The 21,678-nt window shown below is 65.7% G+C and carries 17 protein-coding genes; 6 read left to right on the forward strand and 11 right to left on the reverse strand.

What is annotated here, in order from left to right; genetic code table 11:
* The first annotated feature begins 3 nt into the window (after positions 1-3).
* From AC07UK_RS08880 to AC07UK_RS08890, 3 genes are all read left to right on the forward strand, one after another.
* A complete protein-coding gene (locus AC07UK_RS08880) occupies positions 4-477 on the forward strand; it encodes a low molecular weight protein-tyrosine-phosphatase (RefSeq protein WP_013951738.1) in 474 nt (157 codons plus the stop codon).
* Positions 474-2,705: a polysaccharide biosynthesis tyrosine autokinase gene (locus AC07UK_RS08885; RefSeq protein WP_211979518.1), complete on the forward strand. Its 2,232-nt coding sequence runs from the start codon at positions 474-476 to the stop codon at positions 2,703-2,705. The genes AC07UK_RS08880 and AC07UK_RS08885 overlap by 4 nt, the downstream gene beginning before the upstream one ends.
* A gap of 255 nt (positions 2,706-2,960) precedes the next feature.
* On the forward strand, positions 2,961-4,583 hold the full coding sequence (locus AC07UK_RS08890; protein WP_494685861.1) for a glycosyl hydrolase family 28-related protein: 1,623 nt from the start codon (positions 2,961-2,963) through the stop codon (positions 4,581-4,583).
* A 120-nt stretch (positions 4,584-4,703) separates the two neighbouring features.
* Here AC07UK_RS08890 and AC07UK_RS08895 read toward each other — a convergent pair whose 3' ends face one another.
* The 6 genes from AC07UK_RS08895 to AC07UK_RS08920 all read right to left on the reverse strand — a co-directional run bounded on the left by AC07UK_RS08895 (position 4,704) and on the right by AC07UK_RS08920 (position 12,008).
* Positions 4,704-7,139, reverse strand: coding sequence for a polysaccharide biosynthesis tyrosine autokinase (locus tag AC07UK_RS08895; protein WP_436224514.1), 2,436 nt, complete (start codon positions 7,137-7,139; stop codon positions 4,704-4,706).
* A gap of 78 nt (positions 7,140-7,217) precedes the next feature.
* Positions 7,218-7,940 carry a Crp/Fnr family transcriptional regulator gene (locus AC07UK_RS08900; protein ID WP_013951734.1) on the reverse strand — a complete coding sequence of 241 codons (723 nt, stop codon included), beginning with the start codon at positions 7,938-7,940 and terminating at the stop codon, positions 7,218-7,220.
* A 510-nt stretch (positions 7,941-8,450) separates the two neighbouring features.
* Complete coding sequence (locus AC07UK_RS08905; RefSeq protein ID WP_436224515.1) at positions 8,451-9,434, reverse strand: DUF1839 family protein; 984 nt, start codon at positions 9,432-9,434, stop codon at positions 8,451-8,453.
* Between the two features lie 536 nt (positions 9,435-9,970).
* Positions 9,971-10,285 (reverse strand): hypothetical protein, encoded by a 315-nt coding sequence (locus tag AC07UK_RS08910; protein ID WP_114135888.1) that lies wholly within the window; start codon positions 10,283-10,285, stop codon positions 9,971-9,973.
* Positions 10,286-10,409: 124 nt separating this feature from the next.
* On the reverse strand, positions 10,410-10,868 hold the full coding sequence (locus tag AC07UK_RS08915) for a DNA-binding response regulator (protein WP_436224516.1): 459 nt from the start codon (positions 10,866-10,868) through the stop codon (positions 10,410-10,412).
* A 282-nt stretch (positions 10,869-11,150) separates the two neighbouring features.
* Positions 11,151-12,008 carry a helix-turn-helix transcriptional regulator gene (locus AC07UK_RS08920; RefSeq protein WP_494685862.1) on the reverse strand — a complete coding sequence of 286 codons (858 nt, stop codon included), beginning with the start codon at positions 12,006-12,008 and terminating at the stop codon, positions 11,151-11,153.
* Positions 12,009-12,520: 512 nt separating this feature from the next.
* Here AC07UK_RS08920 and AC07UK_RS08925 point away from each other — a divergent pair.
* Complete coding sequence (locus AC07UK_RS08925) at positions 12,521-14,092, forward strand: phage integrase family protein (protein ID WP_494685863.1); 1,572 nt, start codon at positions 12,521-12,523, stop codon at positions 14,090-14,092.
* 51 nt (positions 14,093-14,143) lie between these two features.
* On the opposite strand, the gene AC07UK_RS08930 is transcribed toward AC07UK_RS08925, so the two are convergent.
* Both AC07UK_RS08930 and AC07UK_RS08935 read right to left on the reverse strand, forming a co-directional pair.
* Positions 14,144-15,157 (reverse strand): ParB/RepB/Spo0J family partition protein, encoded by a 1,014-nt coding sequence (locus AC07UK_RS08930; protein ID WP_494685864.1) that lies wholly within the window; start codon positions 15,155-15,157, stop codon positions 14,144-14,146.
* A 2-nt stretch (positions 15,158-15,159) separates the two neighbouring features.
* Positions 15,160-15,807, reverse strand: coding sequence for an AAA family ATPase (locus AC07UK_RS08935; RefSeq protein WP_226797974.1), 648 nt, complete (start codon positions 15,805-15,807; stop codon positions 15,160-15,162).
* Between the two features lie 389 nt (positions 15,808-16,196).
* Here AC07UK_RS08935 and AC07UK_RS08940 point away from each other — a divergent pair, with 389 nt between their 5' ends.
* On the forward strand, positions 16,197-16,400 hold the full coding sequence (locus AC07UK_RS08940; protein ID WP_006159056.1) for a cold-shock protein: 204 nt from the start codon (positions 16,197-16,199) through the stop codon (positions 16,398-16,400).
* Between the two features lie 177 nt (positions 16,401-16,577).
* Here AC07UK_RS08940 and AC07UK_RS08945 read toward each other — a convergent pair whose 3' ends face one another.
* The 3 genes from AC07UK_RS08945 to AC07UK_RS08955 all read right to left on the reverse strand — a co-directional run bounded on the left by AC07UK_RS08945 (position 16,578) and on the right by AC07UK_RS08955 (position 19,520).
* Positions 16,578-17,672 carry a replication protein RepA gene (locus tag AC07UK_RS08945; protein ID WP_078198664.1) on the reverse strand — a complete coding sequence of 365 codons (1,095 nt, stop codon included), beginning with the start codon at positions 17,670-17,672 and terminating at the stop codon, positions 16,578-16,580.
* 16 nt (positions 17,673-17,688) lie between these two features.
* Positions 17,689-17,838: a hypothetical protein gene (locus tag AC07UK_RS08950; RefSeq protein ID WP_436224520.1), complete on the reverse strand. Its 150-nt coding sequence runs from the start codon at positions 17,836-17,838 to the stop codon at positions 17,689-17,691.
* A 1,478-nt stretch (positions 17,839-19,316) separates the two neighbouring features.
* Positions 19,317-19,520 carry a cold-shock protein gene (locus AC07UK_RS08955; RefSeq protein WP_010811149.1) on the reverse strand — a complete coding sequence of 68 codons (204 nt, stop codon included), beginning with the start codon at positions 19,518-19,520 and terminating at the stop codon, positions 19,317-19,319.
* A gap of 419 nt (positions 19,521-19,939) precedes the next feature.
* Between AC07UK_RS08955 and AC07UK_RS08960 the strand changes: the two genes are divergently transcribed.
* A complete protein-coding gene (locus AC07UK_RS08960; protein ID WP_494685865.1) occupies positions 19,940-21,316 on the forward strand; it encodes an NCS2 family permease in 1,377 nt (458 codons plus the stop codon).
* Positions 21,317-21,678 lie beyond the last annotated feature (362 nt).

Genomic DNA, 21,678 nt, shown 5'->3' on the forward strand with positions numbered 1-21,678 from the left:
GGCATGCCCAGAACCATCCTCGTCGTCTGCCTCGGCAATATCTGCCGCAGCCCGATGGCGGCAGTGCTGCTCAACCGCGCCCTGCCCGGTTTCGACGTGACGTCGGCCGGACTCGCGCCGCCTGTCGGCGCCGCGGCCGATCCGCGTGCCGTGCGCTTGCTGGCCCACGAGGGCTGCGACCTCGCCGGCCATCGGGCACGCGCGGTCGATAGCGTCCTGGTGGAGTCCGCCGACCTGGTACTGGTCATGGAGAGCCTCCAGCGGGAAGCGCTCGAACAGCGCTTCCCGCAGTCGCGCGGCAAGACGTTCCGGCTTTGCGAAGGCATGGATCTCGACGTGCCCGACCCGTACGGCAGTTCGCAGCAGATGTTCAGCATTGTCCTGGAGATGATCAAGCAGGGAATCTTGTCCTGGTCGTCGCAACTGGAACAGGAACACGCCATTGCGTCGATTGACAGCCACAGGGAGGCGACATGAGAACGATAACCAACCGAGATGACGCGATCGAGGAAGCCGCAGACCAGGACAAGTCTGTCGACCTGACCGCCTACCTCGACATTCTGGTCCGCTACCGTTGGACGTTCTGCGGCGTCGCCATCTTCGTCGTCACGCTGGGCCTGCTCTACGCCATGGTGGCCTCGCCGGTCTACCGCACCGACATCGTGGTCCAGGTGGAAGAGAGCAATGGCGGAGGTGCCAGCAAGCTGGCCACGTCGATATCGCCGGTGCTGGACATCAAGCCGGCGGCTACGGCGGAAATGGAGCTGCTGCGTTCGCGCATGGTGGTGGGCAAGGCCGTGGCATCCCTGCATCTGGATGTCGAGGCGCAGCCGCGCTACTTTCCGTTGATCGGGCAAACCATCGCGCACTTCAAGCGCGAACTGTCCAACCCGGGCCTGTTCGGCTGGGGTGGCTATGCCTGGGGCAGCGAATCGATTGCGGTCAAGGAGCTGGAGGTGCCGGAATCGATGGAAGACCGCAGGATCGACCTGACCGCGACCGGCAACGGCGGTTATTCGGTGTCGTTCAATGGCGGCGACGCCAGGGCCAGCGGCAAGGTCGGCGCGCCCCTGTCGATCGCCACGCCGGCCGGCGCCGTCCGCCTGCTGGTGAGCCAGCTCGACGCACGCCCCGGCGCCAGGTTCGAACTGCGCCGGCTGCCACGCAGCACCGCCATCGCACGCCTGCAGGGCAAGCTCGTGATCACCGAGCGCGGCAGGCAAAGCGGCGTGATCGGCATCTCGCTGGAAGGCGACGACCCTGCGATGGTGGCGGCCACGCTCAACGAGATCGGCAACGCCTATGTCGAGCAGAACGTGCTGCGCAAGGCTGCCGAAGCGGAGAAGTCGCTGGCCTTCCTGGAACAGCAGATGCCTCAGCTCAAGCAGCAGGTCGAGACCTCGGAGAACCGCTACAACGCCATGCGCAACCAGCGCGGCACGGTTGACCTGCCCGAGGAATCCAAGCTGATGCTGAACCAGTCGGTCCAGCTCCAGACCAAGCTGCAAGAGCTTCGGCAGAAGCGGCAGGAGCTGGACGCGCGCTTCATGCCCAACCACCCCATCATTTCCCTGATCGACGCCCAGATCGCCAGCGTCAACGCCCAGATCAACGGCCTGGCGGGCCGCATCCAGAAGCTGCCGGACGTCGAGCAGAACGTGCTGCGCCTGATGCGCGACGTAAAGGTCAGCACCGAAATGCTGCAGTCCCTGCTGAACGATGTGCAGCAGCTCAGGCTGATGAAGGCCAGCAAGGTGGGCAACTCGCGCCTGGTCGACGCGGCGGAAGTGCCGCTCGGCCCGATCCGCCCGAACCGCGAGGTGATTGCCACGCTGGCGGTCGTGCTCGGCCTGATCGCCGGCCTGGCTGCGGTGGTGCTGCGCCATGCCTTCAACGGCGGCGTCGCGGACGCCGACGAGATCGAGCGCAGGACGGGCCTGGTGGTCTACACCACGATCCCCTTCGCCCCGCAGGAAGCGCAGACGCGGGACGCCGCAAGCGGTGGCGGCTTGCTGGTACGCGAGCAGCCGGACGATCCCGCCGTGGAGACGCTGCGCAGCTTCCGCACCGCCCTGCAGTTCGCGCTGGCCGGCAACAAGAACCGGACCGTGGTCATCACGGGTCCGGCGCCCGGCGTCGGCAAGTCCTTTATCTGCGCGAACTTCTCGGCGATCGCCGCCAGCGGCCGGCGTGTGCTGCTGATTGACGCCGACCTGCGGCGCGGATCGCTGCATCGCCGCTTTGGCGCCCAGCGCACGCCCGGGCTCACTGAACTGTTGCTGGGCGCGCCGTTCGAACAGGTCGTGCAGAGAGAGGTCGCGCCTGGCCTGGACTTCATCTCGACCGGGAGCGAGCCGCCGCATGCGGCGGATGTGCTGCTCAGCCCCGCCATGGAGAACTTGCTCGACACACTCACCAAGCGCTACGACCTGGTCCTGATCGACACCCCGCCCATCCTGGCCGCCACCGACGCCGGCATCCTGGCGGGCAAGGCCGCGGCGGTCTTCCTGGTGGCGCTCGCCGAGAAGACCACCGTGAACGAACTGCAGGCATCGTATCGGGCCCTCAAGCAGAGCGGGGCGGACGTCAAGGGTGTGCTGCTCAACGGCCTGCGCATCGAGGGGCGCTGGTACCGGGCGCATTACTACTTCGGCAAATACCGTTACCTTGGCGAGTACAGCGCCAAGCCGCCAAAGCGGGCCTGAGGAAGGTCAGCCGGCAAGTGCCACGGGCTTCGGACAACCGTTGGTGTGCTCCCTCTCCCGCGTGCGGGAGAGGGTTGGGGTGAGGGCCGGTGTATCCACGAAGTACCTCCGGTGGTATGCCGCCGCCTGCCCTCACCCCCTGCCCCTCTCCCGCAAGCGGGAGAGGGGAGAAAACCAGCGGCATGATCCGCGATCACCGATGCTGACCTCGGGCCGATGCTGGCCCGACCACAGCCAGCGGTCATTCAGGGGGACATGATGTCTGCTCCGCACAAGCGAAAGAAATCGAAACGCCTCTGGCCGTCCGTCTCCGCAGTCGCCTGTTCTTCGTTCCTGCTGCTACCGAGCTACGCGCAGGCCGGATCCCGGGCGACAAGCGGGAGTGCGAATGAGACCCGGCAAGGTTCCGGCAACCCATCGGGCGCAGGCGCGGCAGACGCCGCGGCCACGAAGCCTTCCGGACGCGCGGATCCCTGCCCGCTCCTGAGCGCCGAGAAACAGGCTTATCCCGGCGCCACCGTGAGGTCCATCACCTCCTACGGGGCCAGGGGAGATGGCGTCACGGATGAATATCTGGCCTTCCAGATGATGGCGGCGGATATTTCCAATCAACGGTTTACCAGGCGCCAGATCGTATATTTCCCCAAGGGCACCTACTACATCGATCGCTACGCCGTCACCCGCGGTCCCTGGACGAACCATAACCAGAATATCCGGCTGCTGAAAGCCAGCAACTTCAGCCTGATCGGCTGCACCGGGTCCGTGGTTTCCTTCAAGGGGAACTTCACCATCACCAACGACCACTTCTCTGGCCGATCATGGTATTCGGCCAGGCACCAGCTCGGCTTCGAGATCAGGAACGCCAGCAACTTCAGGATCTCGGGCCTGGAGCTCAACGGCAACGTCGACAAGCTGTCGCGGCCGCCCTCGGCGAATGGCAAGCCCCTGAGTGAAACGCCTTCCTTCGGCATCCAGACGCACGCGAGTTCCAACTATGAACTCAGCCACCTGAAGATCCATCACTTTGCCTGCGATGGCCTGTTCATCGGCGGCGATTTCACCGCCGATCTCAATGGCACCATCCACGCGGTGGATTCGTACAACAATGCCCGTCAGGGCATGAGCATCATGCAGGCAAGATCCTTCCGCATCACCAACTCCTCATTCCGCAACACGGGCCTGACCGACGGGGCCTACCCTACCCACGCGCCCGCCGCCGGGGTGGATATCGAGCCAGACGGGACGCCGGCCGACGGCGTGACCGCAAGAACCGGAGACATGGTCTTCGATGCCTGCCGCTTCGTGAACAACAAGGGCTCGCAGTTCGTCGGCGGCGACAATGGCCGGAACACCGAGAACGTCACCATCCGGAATTCGGAATTCGTCGGCCGGGCCGGGAACAAGCACCCTTACGTGATCATCCTGTCGGCGCCCGGAGCCGTCATTGAAAACAATCAGATCGATACCATCGACGGCGGTGTTTATCCCTCCTTCTCGGAAGGCATTGGCGACATGAAGGCAGTGAATACGATCGTCAGGGGAAACACCATCAGGAGCAGTGGCGTCGGGCTCCAGGCGGCCGATGCGGGGGCAAGCGTCGTGATCGAGAACAACACCTTCATCAGCACGCACGGGCCTGACTACCGCGACGATTTTCCCAATATCAGGGCCGGGGTTGCCAGCTTCTCAGGCAACAAGCTTTCCTATCCGCACAAGAACTTCGGCTCCAGATCGGTGGTCGGCGTCATCAAGGCAGCCACGTTCATGAACAACTCGATCACGACGGACCTGACCGGTGGCAACTACACCATCAAGGTGGGCGCCGGTGCCGATGCTGCAAACAACGTCGTTGGTGCCCATATCCTGCTCGCGCCATAGCGGCCTCGCGCCGGCGCGCTGACCTGACTTGCACGCCATCGCGTTGCCGCCGCGGCCCATTCCTGCGGCAGGACACTAACGGACCGCACGCAGAAATGGGTACGGCCGGCGTCCTGCCGCTCAGGATTGCCCGGGCGCTTCTGACTTTGCCAGCGCCGGATGCCTGAGCTGTGGCGGCGGCAGGGGCATGCCCAGATAGGGGTTGATGGTGTTGAAGTCCGCCCGGTTGCTGCGCCGGGGCATGACACCGTTGAGGATGCCGCCGGCCAGCCGCGCATTGGCATGCGCCAGGCGCTTGAGGGTTTCATCGACCTGCGCCGTCGCCGTGACATCGGCGCGCACCACCACCAGCGTGGAACCGGCCAGGTTGGCCACCAGCGTGGCATCGGCCACCGCCATCACTGGCGGCGTGTCCACCAGCACCAGGTCGAAGCGCCCCGCGCACAGCCGCAGGGATTCAGCCAGCGCGGGCAGCATCAGCAGCTCGGACGGATTGGCAGGTACCGCGCCGCGGCTGAGCAGGAACAGGCCGTTGACCACGCTCGGCTTGACCGCGTCGGCGATCGCGCTGCGGCCCGCAAGCACTTCTGCCAGCCCCGGCTCGGCAGGCAGGTCGAACCAGTCCGCCACGCGGCCGCGGCGCAGGTCCGCGTCGACAAGCAGCACGCGCTGGCCGGCTTCAGCGAACAGCACCGCCAGGTTGACCGCGGCGAAGGTCTTGCCGGCGGCGGCGGCGGGGCTGGTCACCGCAACCACGCAGTTGGGCGCATCGCGCAACGCGAAATGCAGCGCCGCCCGCAGCGTGCGCAGGCCTTCCACGGCGAGCGAATGCGGGGCGCGCCGCGCCAGCAGGAACTGGTCGTGCAGGCCCTGGCGCATCAGCCGTTCGGCGCGCGCGCGCTCGTCCTCGGGGGCGGCGGCCGTGGCGGCGTCGATCACGCTGGTGACAGAGTCGGGCCAGCCGAGGCGCACATTGGGCGGCAGCACAAAGCCGGAGGCGATGCCCAGGCGGCGCTTGGCATCGACCAGCCGTTCCAGCTCGGTCTGCTCGTTGCTGAAGGCGATATCGCCCAGCATGGCCATGCCCAGGCGCTCTTCGGCATCGGCGGCGCTGGCTACCGACGGGCGCATGCGCTGGCGCAGGTTGACCGCGGCCACGCCCAGGCACAGGCCGAGCAAGGCGCCGGCGGAGGCGAACGGCCACGTGCCGAGACCGACCGGAGTGACCGGCGCGATTGCGGCATCGACCACGCGCATCTGGGTGGAGCTGTCGGACAGCATCAGCGACAGCTGCTCGACCTTGCTACGCAAGGACATGTACATGTCCTCGGCCACCTTGACGTCACGCGTGAGCGCCACCGATTCGCGCTCTGAGGCGGACAGGGTCTGCATGCGCGCGTCGATCTCCGCGCGCTCGCGAGTCATCTGCTGGATCTGGCTGTCGACGGTGCGGACCTCGTTGGCCTCGGGCGTGAAGCGCTGGAGCAGCCGCGTGCGCTCAAGCTTGAGCGCTGCGATCTGGCGCTGGTACTCCATGCTGTTGCTGAGGAACGACTGCGCGTCGCGGCTGGGCTGCAGCGAACCCGTGCGCGCGCGGTAGCGCGTGAGCGCCTCTTCGGCGCGCGTGAGTTCGCTCTGCACGCGCGGCAGCTCGCCCGACAGGAACGCGAGCGTGCCGGCCGCGTCCTGGCGGCGCTTATCGGTCTGGCCGTCGATATAGGCGCGCGTCACGCCGTTGACGAGTTGGGCGGCAAGCTGGCGGTCCGGGTATTCCCAGCTCACGCGTACGGTGCCGCCCGGCGCGGTCAGGGGGTCGGCCGCGCCGCCCAGGCTCGCCGGGGTTTCGCTGCGTTCGCTTTCCACCGTGAGCCCGCGGCGCACGGACTCGGCGGTGCGGGCCAGGTCGTGCCGCGTGAGCTGGAAGCGCGTACCGGGCCCGGCCTCGATCTTGTCCACGCGCAGCACAATGCCATTGGCCATCGCGGTCTCGCCGGCCTGCCCTTCGAGCAGCACGGTGTCCTGCTGGCTCAGGCGGTAGCGGCCCTCGCCGCGCACCTCGAGCGTGAGCGGCTGGTCTACCAGCGCCTCGGGCACGGTCATGCTGGCGATCACCAGGCGCTCGCCCCCCCAGGCATAGCCCAGGCTGGCGGGCCAGGTGCCGCGCGGCTGGCCGGGTGTGGAAAAGCGCTGGACCAGCGCGCCCACCAGCGGCGCACGCAGCGGCTGCGCGGTGATATCGAGCCGCAGCCGCTCCACCACCGGACCGACCACGGCGCGGCTCTTGAGCAGGCCCGCGTCGAAGGCCGCCGGGCCCTGCATCTGGGCGACGCTGCGCATGCCGCCATCGCGCCCCTCGACCTGCACCAGTGCCTGCGCGCGATACTGCGGCGGCGCCGACAGCGCCACCAGCAAGCCTGCGGCCGCACCGGCCACGCCAGCCGCGGCGATCCAGCCGAGGTGGTCCATCAGCGCGCGCGCCTGCGTGACGCCCGGCTGGGCCTCACGGCGCGGGGTGGCGCTCTCAGCCGGGCCACCGGCATATGACAGTCTGCTCACGACTACAGCTCCTCAAATGGGATCGGCGCGGCGTATGCACGCCGCGCTTCGCAGGCCACACGCGCCGGAGCGAATCGCTCAGGCGCTGGCCAGCGCGGGCAGCAGGCGGTCATACTCGCGCTTGACGAGCTTGTAGCACTCGCACGAATGCTTCTCCAGCCCGCAGCGGTCAAGCACGGTGATATGGCCGCGGCTGTGGTGGATCAGGCCCAGGTCTTCCAGCTTGCCGGCCGCTTCGGTCACGCCTTCGCGGCGCACGCCGAGCATGTTGGCGATGACCTGCTGGGTGATCACCAGCTCGTTGGAGCTGAGCCGGTCGATGGCCAGCAGCAGCCAGCGGCACAATTGCTTATTCAGGGAGTGGTGGCGGTTGCAGGCCGCGGTCTGTGCGATCTGCGTGAGCATGGCCTGCACGTACAGCAGCGTCACGCGCTGCAGCGTGGGCAAGCGCGGCAGCTCGCCGCGCAGCAGGCGGGCGGGAATGCGATAGGCCATGCCGGGGCTGCGCACCTCCACCCGGCTTGGCATGGTGTCGCCGCCGGTGACCACGGGGATGCCGACCAGCCCTTCGTTGCCGACCGCGGCAATCTCGACCGTCGCGCCGTCCTCGAGCAGCGACAGCAGCGACACCACCGCGGTGGTCGGGAAATAGACGTGGACGATGCGTTGGCCGGAATCAGTCAGGAGTTCACCGGCGCGCAGACGGACCAGCTCGAAGTGCTGCGCCAGCGTCTCCCACTCGCCGCGCGGCAGTGCGCTGAGCAGGTGATTGACATGCAGATCCGATCGATGCGTAATCATTTTCGTACCCCCTGTCCAATCCCGTGTGCGGGAACAACGCTCTGCCGGCCTGGCTCGGCATGACTGCTATCCGAGAACCGGCTGGCTGCGCCACCGACCCAGATGCGGCGCTCTTTGCAAGCCAGTGCCTCTATTTAGCGTCATGGCAGCACGCTCCGACAGTAGGCGAACGGCTGGGAAACGGTCATCCATCGGGAGGTTGGACGGAAAGGCGAGAGTGAAGCGGGCGCTGACAAAGGCACCATGCGCCCGCGGCGGCTGCGATGTCTGCCGCCGCCGCGCGAGGCGAGGCGGCCCCGCGGCTGGAAGCAGTTCCGGGCTAGTCAGCCAAGGCAGGCACGCAAGGCTGGATACATGGCATGCCCTCCGCTGTCGGCATGAGATGCGGGCTATCGTGCAAAAGGCGGATGCACCGGGTTGCCCCCGGCGCCGGATCAAACCGGTTCTGTGCCGCGCACCAGAGGCGGCACGCAGGCCACCGGTTGCCCACTGCAGGCACGGTCAGCCGGCTCATGGCGTGAACTCGCCAAAATGCGCGGCCAGCAACGGCACGCTGGCCAGGTATGAGGCTTCGAGCTGGTCCAGGCAGTCTTCACAACGGTCCGGCTTGCGGCTGATGACCGCGCGCATCAGGCGGAACTGCATCACCATCGCCTCCGAGGCCATGGTGTAGCAGGCTTGCGCCGCCTTCTCAGGCACCTCCTGCCCGTGCATCACCAGCCAGCGCAGGTAGCGCGCCAGCAGCTCGAAATTGGCGCCCAGCTGGCGCAGCACGCCCGACGCGTAGTGGTGAAAGCCCGGCTCGCCGCGCGCCATCAGCCGCTCGAGATGCTGGGGAAACACCGCGCGAAACAGGGTGACGGGGTTCTCGCGCGGACGGTTGCCCAGGTGAAAGCGCAGCAATGCCAGCGAGGCCTCGAGCAGCGTCTCGGCAGCGTGCGGGTGCCCGTTGCGGCGGACCACGTCGGCATGCATGAAGGGCAGCGCCTCGGCACTGCGCACGCCCGGTGCCAGGCGAATGATGGCGGCGTAGTCCTCGCCGGTCGCGGTGTGGTAGCCGTCGGAGTGGTAGTAGCCGACCGCGCCGGCCTCGGGGATCAGCACATCGATGGCAATGCAGGTAGGCGTGCAATGGCGCAGGTAGCCGGCGCCGCGCGGTGGCGGCAGCTGGCTGCTGTCCAGCTCCATCACGACGATATGGCCGCGCGAGGTCTGTGCCGCGACGTGCGACTCGAGTGAGTCGTAGAACGCCAGCGCGTGCACGGTGAGGCCGTACAGCCGCTCCAGGTCGGCGTCCGGAAAGCGGCACTGCGTGAAGTGGTCGGCCTCGAAGTCCTGCCGCACCGCGCAGGCCAGTGCCGCGACCGGCGGCAGGTCCAGCCCGTGCAGCAGTTCGATCCAAAGGTCGATATGGCAGTTGACGTGCGACCACACCGGATTGCCGCCGCGCAACCCCGGTCCGCCCCGCCCACGCATCCTGGTGTCGCCGTGCACTAGTGACCTCCGCGCCTGCCCTGCCATTTCACGAGCGGGTACGGGCGGCCCATGCCGGGCCCGCGCGCGTGCCTGACGTGCGATACGGCAGGCCGAGCGCTGACACCAGTCATTTCCGTCTCCCCCTGAACCCGAGCCAGATTCTTGCTGCCATTGGCCGTAATGGCGATCTTGGCGCGCACGGTTCAGGCCAGTCTGTTGGACGGCGCACAAACAGGCAGGCAGTTCAGGGGCACTCAGCCGCAAATATGCGCGCATGGTGCTTCTGGTTGATGGAGGAGGGCGAGCCGATTGGTTATCGTCAAGGAGACGTGTGGGCGGGCAGTATGGCTCGCACGCCTTCAAAGCCCGCATGGTCCCCCGGTCGGCGGGCTTCTTTTTTGGCTCGCCGGCTCGTGTCCTGTTCCGCAGCTACCTTGCCATCTACGGAACAGGACAATAGCTGCGCGATCACGAAGGGAATGACAAAGGCACAGTGGCACCCGGCGAGGCCGCCGGGTGCCACTGTGCATGATGCTCGCGGGATGCCTGCAGGTTCAGGCTACGAGTGGCGGCGGCACGCGATGCCGATGCTGAGCAATGATCAGCGCCCTCAGGCTTTCCACACGCAGCCGCGCTTCGCGCTCGCCGGCCGCGCGGGCCGCGTCGGCGGCGGCCAGCTCGCAGTCAAACTGACGCCCGTGCAGTTCACCGCGGTAGAGCAGCGGCTCATCGCTGCCCTCATTGGCACCCACGTGGCAACCATCGTCCAGGCTGGCAGCCAGCCTGATCTCAAAGCAGCACGCCCACTTGCCTCTGCCTTCGCGCACAGCAAAGCCGCGAACGACGAGGAATTCCAGTCCGGCCTCCATATGACCCCCTTACTTCCCCGGGGCGGCCTGCCTGCAAACTGGGGCTGGCTTCTGCCTCCGGGCGAATCAAGCATAGGCAATCGGGTGCAATGCGCACTCCTCCGGTGGATGTAGGTCTGCTCGCTCAAAGGAGGGAGGCGGTCGTCCCGTTGGCGCCCGTCAGTGACAGCGCCATGCGCGGAAAGCACTGGCCGCCGGCCCAGACCAGCGCGGTGGCTGCGCAGACCAGTTCGAGCGGTGCCGGCAGCAGGAGACACCCGCTGGCACCGAGCAGCGCGGCATGCAGCATCAGCGTGGCATCGAGGCGATCGGACAGCACCAGCCAGCGCCGTGGCGCCAGGCGTGCCTGCAACTGGTCCAGCAACGCACGCGGGTCGCCCTCCAGCGCGCTGCAATCGATCAGCGCAATATCGGCCGGGTCCGGCGACGGCTCCGACGACGAGGCCTGCGTCGATGCGCTCACGGATTCATGCAGCCACTGCGGCGTGCGCCACGTGATCGGCTGCGGCACGTCCAGTGCGTTCAGGCGACGCGCCAGGACACGGCACATCATTTCATTGCTGGCGATGAGGTAGGTCGGCATTGACTCGGTCTGGCAGCGGGCCCGGGCCGCAGATGCGCTTGCCACCCGGTCGGGATCCGGGCCGCGGCGCGGCCCGCCTTGCAGGGCATCAGGGCAGCGCCGGCCGCCGGCAAAAGTGTCTGCAGATGCCTTTCATCACAAGGTAGCAAGCCGCCGCCGCCATTGCCTCATGCTTTTGGCCGAGAGCCGCGCGCAATAAGGATGAGGCGCGGCCGGCCCGGGGCGCCCTGGCGCCACGCGCTGATCCGCGCCTGCCCCCTTGGAACCCCGCGCCGCCACCAGTCATGCAGCCTGGCAGGTGTGGTCGGGCGCCGGCACGCGGGTCACCGGATTGGCGGGCGTGGCGGGCCCGGCCCAGTTGAGCGTGGCACCCTTTTGCAGGGCAACGTAGACGGCTTCGCCCTTGTTGCGCACGTGCAGGCGCTGGTACAGCGTGCAGGCATGCGTCTTCGCGGTGGCCACCGAGATATTCAGCATGCGGCTGACCGTCTTGATGGGATAGCCCCGCGCCAGCAGCGCAAGCACTTCGTACTGGCGTTCGGTGATGTTCAGCAGGTGCGCGCCGGCCGACGGGGTTTCGTGGTACGTCGCATGCGCCTGGAAATGGCGCTGGGGCGCTGGCGCCGCGTGGTCGAGCACGGCTTCGCCGATGCCTGCACGCAGCGCCACAACCCGGGCCTCGCCCTGCCCTGCGCTGCCTGCCACCGGGGCAGGGCCGGCTTCGAGTTCCGGTTGCCAGGCGTGGCTGCCCTGGGCACGCGCCGGGAAACACTCGCCGCCGGCCAGCACCAGCCGCACCGCCGCATCGAGCGCATCCGCGCTGCAGCTCTTGGCCACGCAACCGCGCACCGGGTCAGGCAAGCCCGCATCCGGCAGCGATGGTGCCGCCTGATCGCTCAGGACCAGCACGCGCTGCGGGCGTAGCCGCTGGCACAGGTCGTCCAGCATGGCCCAGCCGCCGGCGTGGTCGGCAGGCAGACCATAGATCAGCAGGTCGGCATCGTAAAGCCACAAATCCGAATCGACTGGGGCGAGGGGATCGATATCGATCAGGTCACCAGGAATATGTGCTTGGGCCAGCAGATGGCGCAGACCCAGGCGCAGGAGGGGGTGAGGCTCGATCAAGAGGATGGTGGCCATGGCCGCTCTCTTATTATTGCGGCAAGTACGGACCCTGCGACAATCCGCGCTTGCTTGTCGGAAATGCTCCGCTATCTTGCGGTTGCAGTTCCATACGATCCGCCATCGCTCCAGACCGCCTTGCAGCCTTCCCGTCAGGCTGCAGGTCCCGTCCTTCCCGTGGAGATACCGGATCGCCCCGTTTTGCGTGTTAAGACGCTTATGTAGAAACAGTCTTAGATACGACTGAAGTCTGATCTAAGTATTTATAACTCCTGACCTGCAGCATATGAAACGCGTAGTGCGAATGCAAGGTGATGGTGCGCTGCGACGGGTTTTCCCCGAGCACTGCCTGACGCCAGCATACGGATCGCACTAGGCTAGCGGGGATGACTTTCCAGTGAAAACACGCATAAAATTATCGGCATTGCATTTCGCTATGCATTTTGGGGTGGATGAATTCTCGCTCGCTTCAAGTGCCTTATAAATCAAGAAGTTAGCCATTCAGCGCATATGTGCCCATGATTCCTGGAATGATGACGGTCAGCCTCACCCGCAGCGAATTTGCGGCGGTGCGCGCCTATGTCCAGGGCATGCCGGCGGCCATGGTGGTGCCCCGCTACTTGGCCGACGAAACCGATGACGACGAAGACGGGGCCGAGTCTTCACTGCGTATCCTGCTTGCCCTGCGCGACCGGATGGTCCAGCTTGCGCACCTGCATGGCCGGGCAGACTTGGCCGAACTGCTGCTGGCAGGCCCCGGCCGCTCCAACCGCGGCATGGACCGCCGGGTGGACGCGCTGGCCGAGCTCGAACGGCTGGGCACGGCGGCGCCGCGCCCCCAGCATGGCGTGGAGTTGTGGTTTGCTCCGGCTTTGGCCCGGCGCCTGCGCAAAGCCGAAATTGTGACGCTTAATACTCTTTTTGCGCTCGCGAACCAACGCGGCGGCGCTTGGTGGCGAGCCGTCCCGCGCATTGGCGCGCTGGCCGGCGCGGCCGTCAACCGCTGGCTCAGCGAGAACCGCGCCGCCTTCCGGGACCCGGACGGCAAGCTGATGCTGGGCGCGCATGTCGGCAACCGCACTTTGCTCGAGCAAGGCTGGCTGGGGCCAGGGATGCGCCAGCCGTTGCCGCTCGAATGGATGACCGCGTCGCCCGCGTTGGATCCTGACGCCAGTTGCCCGTACAGCCAGGGCCTGGACGTGGTCCAGGCCTGGCTGCGCGATGCCGCCGGCGACAGCGGCAGCACGTTTTCGGCCTACCGCAAGGAGGCGGAGCGCTTGCTGCTCTGGGCAGCGCTGGAGCGTCGCAAGGGCCTGTCCCAGCTCGATCTGGACGACCGCCGGGCCTACCTGGGCTTCCTGGCCCAGCCCGAACCGGCCAGCCGCTGGTGCGGGCCGCGCGCACCGCGCCACCTGGCCGCATGGCGTCCGTTCACCGGCCCGCTCAGTCCGGCGAGCGTGCGGCACAGCATGCGGGTGCTGGCCGCCCTCTTCCGCTGGATGCATGCCAACGGATTCCCCGGCGCATCGCTCTGGCCAGCGCAGGTCCCGGACAGCACCGAAGCATCGGCGGCAACTGCGGCGGCGCGGTCGGACACCGCGCAGCTTCCCGCAGGCAGCCTGACCCCCTTCCTGTCATGGCTGGAACGCCGGGGAGGCGACGGCGATGGCCAGCGCTACCGGACGGCCCATGCGGCAATCCTGCTGTTACGGGAGCACCGGCTCAGCCTGGACCGATTGACCTCGGTCACGCGGCGTTCACTGGCCCCAAAGCAGCCGCCTGTGCGGAACCGGGAAGACGATATGGGAAGCGCTGCGCCAGACGGAACGCCTGGCTTTGGCCCGGCCACGCAGCACGCACTGGCCCGGCATTGGCGTGACCGCAATCTCCAGTGGGATGGCGCGGGCACCGAAGACGCCTCGCTGATCGCTCCACCCGCCGCGCCGCCGACCCGGCGCGCGCAGCACAAGCTGGCGGCATTGCCCCAGGCCGGCTACTCGGTGCGCGGCCTTCACGCCCTGCTGTCCAGCATGCTTGAGCGCTACCGCAAGACCTGTGATCCGGAGTTCGGAGCGCGGTCGCCGCGCGACCTGCTGGCCTGAGCTCTGCGGCGGCAGTACTGCCGCCGCAGCATCATGACTTGCCTGTCCGGCTCAGAGCAGCGTCTTGTCCAACCCGAAGCGGGCCTTCAGGGCCTCGACCAGCGCCTCGCGGGCACTGCGGTCGCTCAGTTGCACGTCCAGCATCACGCGTCCCGAGTCCCATTCCTTGATCGTGCCCAGCAACTGGCCGCTGTCGGTCCGGATCTTGTATTGCCGGCTGATTTCCTTGACCTTGCGCGCCTTGCCCTCCTGCGCATGCTTGCGGATGGCTTCAACCTCGCGGCTCGACAGGCCGTCATTGATGATGCGCGCGGCCAGGTCGCGCGTGCGCTCCTCGCCCGCCAGCTTGCAGTACAGGGTCAGTTCATAGCCCGCGGCGATGCCGATCGCGCTCGGGCGCTCGCGCATCACGCCCAGCACGGACTCGGGCAGGCGCAGCAGTGCCAGCGTCTTGTTCACGGTGCCGGCCGAGATGCCGGTCAGCTCGCAGATTTCCTCTTCCTTCTGGACCTTGCCCTCGTCCAGCAGCTGGCGCCAGGCGATCGCATTGTCCAGCGCCGACTGGTCCGAGCGTTGCTCGTTGAGCATGAACGACAGCCGGTAGAAGTCCAGGTCGCTCAGGTCGTCTTCGACAAAACATTCCATCTCGAGCTTGCCGGCAGAGGCCAGGGCTCGCTTGCGGTAATGACCGTCGATCAGGATGTAATGGCCGGGGCGCGCCGGGTCGGGCGCGGCCAGGCCGGGTGTCTTCTGGCCGTGCGTGGCGATGGATGCCGCCCGCTCCTGCACCACGGCCGGATCGTAGAGGCGCCGAGCGTTGAGGGGATTGTCGTGCAGTTGCGCCAGCGGGATTCTGATCAGCTGCCGGCCCGTGGCGGCTTCGCCGAGACTTTCAGCGCTGAAAACGGGCGTGCCATCGGCTCCCCTGCCCTGCAGCAAGCCGTTCGGATGCTGGGAAATGGCCGCTTCCGCGCGTGCGAAGCGGTCCAGCGTTTCGTTGCGGTTCTTTTCGGCCGCCATGCCGGCCAGCATGCCAGCCTTGAGGCTCTTCAGTTTGGTAGCCATGCCTAGTGCTCAATCAAAGACAGTATTTCGTCGACCATCATGTCGACCTCCTGCACCGCCTCGCGCGCGCCGGCAACGCCGTGCACGGTGCAGCCGATCGCCTGGCATTCCCGGAATGCCGAGCGCGACCCAATCATCGAATTCAACAGCGGTACGTCGCCGTCGTCGCCAAGGATTTCGATTGCCTGGCGCGCGATCGAGACGCGGCGCTGGACCATATTGGCCATCACGCGGATCAGCAAGGATTCATTCTGGACCTGGGCGTGTTGCGCCAGCGTCTTGGCCGCTACCGCCGCCCACAGATCCGGGGGCGAAGGCACCACCGGAATAATGGCGAGGTCGGAAATCAGCAGCGCGCTCGAGGGCGCTGCCGAATGCACCGCAGGCGGGCAATCCACGACGATGTAGTCATAATCTTGGACGAACTTGCGGACCTCGCGGTGCATGGCGCCGCCCGAGGGCGCCAGGCCGATCACGGAAGCCGGGAAAGGCCGCTCGTCGCTGGCCTGCGCCGCCCATCGGGTGGCGGTGCCTTGCTCGTCCATATCGACCAGCATCGAACGCGCGCCGCGCAGGCCGAGCGTACCGGCAAGGTGCATGCTGACCGTGGTCTTGCCGCAACCGCCTTTCTGGTTAAAGACTGTGATGATTTTGGCTGGCACTGCGACCTCTCTTTCAGCGCTGAAAGCGCGGTTGATTCTTAAGGCGCAACTGTAGCCAAAACCAGGTGATGCTTCAACCGTTTTTCAAATTTACAAAATATATGTTACCGCCGATGGGAGCACTGGCCGCCATTTGGCAGCCGCAATCAGGCCGGACCGTAAAATTGCTTGAAAAGCAGGCCGGAATGTGCCTAAAGTATCAGTAGTGCGCATTACGCCGCACATGACACCGCAATCCAAAGTGGTTATGATGCGCGCTACAGTCGAGTCAAGTCGTGTCAACCTCGTCGGCTTCCGTTCGGTATCTACGAGAACTCAACGTGCTTGAACGGTTGTTTGCGTTGTGTACAAGAACTTGCTTCGAAAAGGAAATTCCTATGGCAACCGGTACGGTCAAGTGGTTCAACGAGACCAAGGGCTTTGGCTTCATTACCCCGGACGACGGTGGTGCAGACCTGTTCGCGCACTTCTCGGAAATCCAGGGCTCGGGCTTCAAGACCCTGAAGGATGGGCAGCGCGTGACGTTTGAAGTCAAGCAAGGCCCGAAGGGCCTGCAGGCTTCGGCAATCAAGCCGGCCTGACCAGCCTCGGCTGACCCGCCCGTTGCGGACCCGTCCGCAGCGGGCAAACCAAAAAAGGCAAGCGTTCAACGCTTGCCTTTTCTGCATTCAGGGGGCGGGCATGGTGAACGCCTTCCGCTGCTGCCGTCCCGAGAGCGCGCGCAACGACGGGCGCGGCCCGGGCCGGTAGTCAGGAGATCAGCCCAGCTTGCGTACGCTGGTCCGGGAGGGCTGCAGGATCAGCGCCTTGGACGAATCCGCATCGACCTTGGCACCGGGGTACACCACCAATACATCCTTCAGGGCCTTGCGGAACAACGCGCGGAACTTGCGCTCGCTTTCGGTCTCGGTGCCGAACTGCATCTGCAGCGCTTCCCAAGGGATTTCCGTGCGGCGCTGGATCGTAAAGAAGCGGTAGGTCAGCCACGAATACACGTCCAGCGCGAACGGCGACTGCTTCAGCGCTTTCAGGGCGCGCATGTCCACCGGCACCGGACGGTTGACGAGCTCGTTGAAGAACGGCTCGGACAGCACCACGAAGCTCTCGAACATGGACCCCTGGCCGGGCTGCATTGGGTCCCACCAGGTCGACAACTGGTCAGCCAGCAGGTAGCCCACCCGGTCGATCGACAGCGGCTCGTGGTTGGGGTTCTGGTTCTGGCTCGGCGTCGACTTGTTCTGAACGATGGCAATGGTGGCCGAGAACAGGCGGATCATCTGCTGTCGCACCAGCGTCATGGTGCCGCGCTTGCCGCCGGTGGCCATCGGAATACCGAGGTTGTACATGAACTCGGACAGCGAATTGCCCAGCGAAATGCGCCGGTCTTCTACCGTGCCGGTGAATTCGCCGCGCTTTTTCTTTGCCATGATCTCCTTGCCGATCCAGGCCAGCATCAGCCGCGGATAGGAGCCATAGGGGTAGCCCAGCGAGACGGTCTCGGACACCAGCTTCTGGCGGCCGTTGGTGGCACGCTCGGAGCGTTGCTGCGTGAAGTAGCCAGGCTGGATCATCAGCGAGATATTGCCACTGGTGCGGGTCCATACTGGCGGCGCGCCCTTGGGCGCACGGTAGGGCAGCGTCACCTGAACGCTGGCGCGGCTCAGGAAGCCGACTTCGCCGCTTTGCCAGGCGTCTTCACGTTCCATGGCCTGCGCTTCGTCGAACAGACGCTGGAATTTCTCGGACGGAACCAGGTTGTTCTCGTTGCCGGGAACAATGATGCGGGAGGGTTCGGCGTCCAGGTCGAGGACGCGTCGATCCCCCGTGGTGGCCGGGGAGCGTTTGATGGGCATATTGGCGAGCTTCAGATTACCCGCCTTTGTACTCGAAGCCGCAAAGGTTGTCACGCAGAAACAGGTACGCGAAGCCTTTGCCCTGCTCGCCTGTTTTCTGCCAGCCGGGGATCTCACGATTGGTCGCATGGTGGCGGACGGTGGGCAACCCGCCAGGGTTGTCCACGGTTCGCCAGCCATCCACTACCAGTAAACGATACCGATATGGGTTAACTACTTGTAAACCGTATACGTGAGGTTCAGCGCCCTGATTCATAAGGGAAAAAGCGACCCCGCCGAACCCGATTCTGCGGACAAACGTACTCGATTCTGCGAAAGGCCGAACCCGTATCTGCGGCGAGCCGAACCTGTATCTGCGGGTGGCGCGAACTGGTTTCTGCGGGGATAACTCGCTGGTTCCACAGCCTTTTCCACAGCGGCAACCCCACAAACCGTACCCGTTTCTGCGAGCGAGCGCCGGGTATACGCAGTTTACGAGCGTTTTGAGCCTTCCTTCCCCAGAAACGCACCGCCAGGGCCCGGTTATCCACGCAGAAACAGGTTCACTTGCCGATCTGCCGCCGGGCGTTTTGCACGCCATGCGTACCCGATTCTGCGTCCCGAAGCCTGAAACCGTACCTGTTTCTGCGCTGGCCTGAAAAGCGACCGCCGTGCCGGCGCAGCGTACCTGTTTCTGCGGCGTACCCATTTCTGCGTCCCGCCCTGGGAGTCTTGTGCGCGGCGAAGCGTACCCATTTCTGCGTCCCGCCCTGGGAGTCTTGTGCGCGGCGAAGCGTACCCGTTTCTGCGTAGACTTCTGCGGCTGCGTCAACGGAATTTCCACCCAGTTTCCATTGTACATGAGTGCTGCAGAAAAAGCTAGCGCTTACACTCACCGTATACGTGACAAACTCGCCAAGGTGCGTGCCGTACCTGTTTCTGCGCAGACACGCCATGGTTGCCGCGGCGCGACCTGGTGGCCATCCGCCTCGCATCTTGGGGGCGTACCCGTTTCTGCGTGCCATGGCGTTGTGCACCTGCTCCCGCCGGCGTACCTGTTTCTGCGTTGGGTGCGGGCAGCCTCAGGCCTTCAGGTGGCTACTGCGTTGCAGCATCCGCCGTACCCGTTTCTGCGTCGTCGGCCCTGTCCCGTTTTGTGGATATCTCAGCGGAATGCGGGAGCAGACAAGCGCTGCCATCGACCGAATCAAATGTGAAGAAAAATCCAGGCGTACCCGTTTCTGCGTGCAAGAAGGCCTCTGGAAAGGCCACATCCGCCGCAGGGCGTACCTGTTTCTGCGTACATCGCGGCACAGCGCGCGAGTTGGCCCGGCAGGCCGACCGTACCCATTTCTGCGACGCCCACGGGCAGCCTTGGACTTCGTGCGGCGCAGCAGGGCGTACCCGATTCTGCGTGGGGCGAGAGGCAGGGTGGTGAGCGGGATGGCGTGCCGCGCAAGGCCAGGAGTGCTGGCTGTCGGCCGCATCGGCGGGCGGGAGCAAGAGCGGGGCGCCTGGCCGCCGATCGGGGGCGAGCCGGGGTGTGATGAAGGTGGCGCTGGTAGCGCCGCCAGTGGCGCTATCCGCGTCTGAAAACAAAAAACCCCGCCATCGGGCGGGGTTCTATGCTGTTCGGCGCGCACGGGGCGCGCCGGCAGTCAACGCTTACAGCGGGGTGATGTTCGCGGCCTGCAGGCCCTTCGGGCCATTCTTGACTTCGAACTGCACGCGCTGGTTTTCCTGCAGCGACTTGAAGCCGTCGGCGCGGATTTCCGAGAAATGGGCGAAGAGGTCGTCACCACCCGCGTCCGGCTTGATGAAGCCGAAGCCCTTGGCGTCGTTGAACCACTTGACGATACCGGTTTGCATGATTTGCTTTCCAGAAAAAGGACAAAAAACATCGCATGACGAAAACGTCATCCGACACGGGGAACTCAAGGAAAGGACACCATGGACAACCGAAGTACCAGACGGTGGCTAACGAATGAACTGTTGCCTCGTCGCTTGAATCTAGGCGGCTTTATACGGGGGATTGCCGCGAGCGTCAAGCTGGGGACGCCCCGGAATGCGCCCGTTGCGGCGCTGGCTTCCGCGGTGTGCGCTGTGGGATCATCATGCCTTTTGCATATCGCTTATTCGCCTGTGCCATGGCGAAGCGGGGCTGACCTGCACCAGAGTACGCCTGCCGCACAGCGGGGCGTCGCAGGCTGCTTCAGGCCGAAGCCAGCCACCGGCGGCCGCGCCGTCCTTGTCGCCGCGCACACGATAACGATATCAGGAGACCAGTCATGTCGATGCCGGAACCCGCTTCCAAGCCGGGCACGTCAACCGCCAATCCGCCGCACGGCCATCCCCAGGCCGCGCCTTCGCTGATCGAGCGCCTGTTCAGGCTGCGCGAACACCAGACCGATGTGCGCACCGAGATCCTCGCCGGCGTCACCACCTTCCTGACGATGGCCTACATCATCTTCGTCAACCCGTCGATCCTGGGCGATGCGGGCATGCCGAAGGACGCGGTGTTCGTCGCCACCTGCCTGGCCGCGGCGATCGGCACGCTGATCATGGGCTTCTACGCGAACTACCCGATCGCGATGGCGCCGGGCATGGGCCTGAACGCGTACTTTGCCTATACGGTGGTGAAGGGCATGGGCTTTGCGTGGGAGGCGGCGCTCGGCGCGGTCTTTATCTCCGGCTGCCTGTTCCTGCTGGTGACGCTGTTCCGCGTGCGCGAGATGATCGTCAATGGCATTCCGCATTCGATCCGGGTGGCAATCACCGCGGGCATCGGCCTGTTCCTGGCGATTGTCGCGCTGAAGAACGCCGGCATCGTCACCGCCAGCCCGGCCACCTTGGTGACCATCGGCGACCTGCACCAGCCTTCGGCGGTGCTGGCGATCATCGGCTTCTTCGTGATCGTGGCACTGGACCACCTGCGGGTGAAGGGCGCGATCCTGATCGGCATCCTGCTGACCACGCTGCTGAGCTTTGCATTTGCCGGCAATACCTTCCACGGCGTGTTCTCCGCGCCGCCGTCGCTCAGCCCGACGCTGTTCAAGCTCGATATCTCCGCCGCGCTGTCGATCGGCATCATCAACGTGGTGCTGGTGTTCTTCCTGGTGGAACTGTTCGACGCCACCGGCACGCTGATGGGCGTGGCCAACCGCGCGGGCCTGCTCAAGGCCGGGAAAATGGACCGGCTGAACAAGGCGTTGATGTCCGACAGCACCGCGATCATGGCGGGCTCGTTCCTCGGTACGTCTTCCACCACGGCGTATATCGAAAGCGCGTCCGGCGTGCAGGCGGGCGGGCGCACCGGACTGACGGCGGTGACGGTGGCCGTGCTGTTTCTCGCGGCGTTGTTCATCGCGCCGCTGGCCGGCACGGTGCCGGCCTATGCCACTGCGCCGGCGTTGCTGTATGTGTCCTGCCTGATGTTGCGCGAGCTGCTGGAGGTCGACTGGAATGACGTCACCGAAGTCGTGCCCGCGGTGATGACCGCACTTGGCATGCCGTTCACGTACTCGGTCGCCAACGGCGTTGCGTTCGGCTTTATCAGCTACGGGGCGCTCAAGCTGCTGACTGGCCGCGCCCGCAGCGTGCCCATGATGGTGTGGATCATCGCGGTGGTGTTCATCTTCAAGTTCTACTACCTGCCGGGGCATTGAGCGTGCCAGCCGGCATGGGATGAAGGAAGGGCGGCCAGGGCCGCCTTTTTTTTCATGGTGCGCCGCTGTCATGATATCGCCATCGTGATGCCGGGCGGTGCCGCAGCGCCGTCCCGCATTCGTCAGCCGTACCCGTTTCTGCGTACCGCGCAGGCGGGCCCACAGGCCGGGCGTACCTGTTTCTGCGTGACAGTCCGCCACGCCCTCGCGGCATGAGGCGCGGCTTGCCATTCCCGCGGAGACGGAGTCGTTATCACCCGTTCGGGGGTGTGAAAGCGTACCCGTTTCTGCGTAGCATATATGCTAACGTTGGCCGCCGGGAATGCGCCTGACAACGGTGTGTTCGCAGGCCGGCAGCTAGT

The sequence above is a fragment of the Cupriavidus sp. GW821-FHT07C08 genome (genome assembly GCF_059419025.1).

What these genes read in the sequence shown, in the direction of transcription:
- AC07UK_RS08900 (WP_013951734.1), bottom strand. Translation starts at nt 7,940, where the DNA reads ATGATTACGCATCGATCGGATCTGCATGTCAATCACCTGCTCAGCGCA.
- AC07UK_RS08890 (WP_494685861.1), top strand. Translation starts at nt 2,961, where the DNA reads ATGATGTCTGCTCCGCACAAGCGAAAGAAATCGAAACGCCTCTGGCCG.
- AC07UK_RS08930 (WP_494685864.1), bottom strand. Translation starts at nt 15,157, where the DNA reads ATGGCTACCAAACTGAAGAGCCTCAAGGCTGGCATGCTGGCCGGCATG.
- AC07UK_RS08880 (WP_013951738.1), top strand. Translation starts at nt 4, where the DNA reads ATGCCCAGAACCATCCTCGTCGTCTGCCTCGGCAATATCTGCCGCAGC.
- AC07UK_RS08945 (WP_078198664.1), bottom strand. Translation starts at nt 17,672, where the DNA reads ATGCCCATCAAACGCTCCCCGGCCACCACGGGGGATCGACGCGTCCTC.
- AC07UK_RS08940 (WP_006159056.1), top strand. Translation starts at nt 16,197, where the DNA reads ATGGCAACCGGTACGGTCAAGTGGTTCAACGAGACCAAGGGCTTTGGC.
- AC07UK_RS08915 (WP_436224516.1), bottom strand. Translation starts at nt 10,868, where the DNA reads ATGCCGACCTACCTCATCGCCAGCAATGAAATGATGTGCCGTGTCCTG.
- AC07UK_RS08910 (WP_114135888.1), bottom strand. Translation starts at nt 10,285, where the DNA reads ATGGAGGCCGGACTGGAATTCCTCGTCGTTCGCGGCTTTGCTGTGCGC.
- AC07UK_RS08920 (WP_494685862.1), bottom strand. Translation starts at nt 12,008, where the DNA reads ATGGCCACCATCCTCTTGATCGAGCCTCACCCCCTCCTGCGCCTGGGT.
- AC07UK_RS08955 (WP_010811149.1), bottom strand. Translation starts at nt 19,520, where the DNA reads ATGCAAACCGGTATCGTCAAGTGGTTCAACGACGCCAAGGGCTTCGGC.
- AC07UK_RS08885 (WP_211979518.1), top strand. Translation starts at nt 474, where the DNA reads ATGAGAACGATAACCAACCGAGATGACGCGATCGAGGAAGCCGCAGAC.
- AC07UK_RS08960 (WP_494685865.1), top strand. Translation starts at nt 19,940, where the DNA reads ATGTCGATGCCGGAACCCGCTTCCAAGCCGGGCACGTCAACCGCCAAT.
- AC07UK_RS08925 (WP_494685863.1), top strand. Translation starts at nt 12,521, where the DNA reads ATGATGACGGTCAGCCTCACCCGCAGCGAATTTGCGGCGGTGCGCGCC.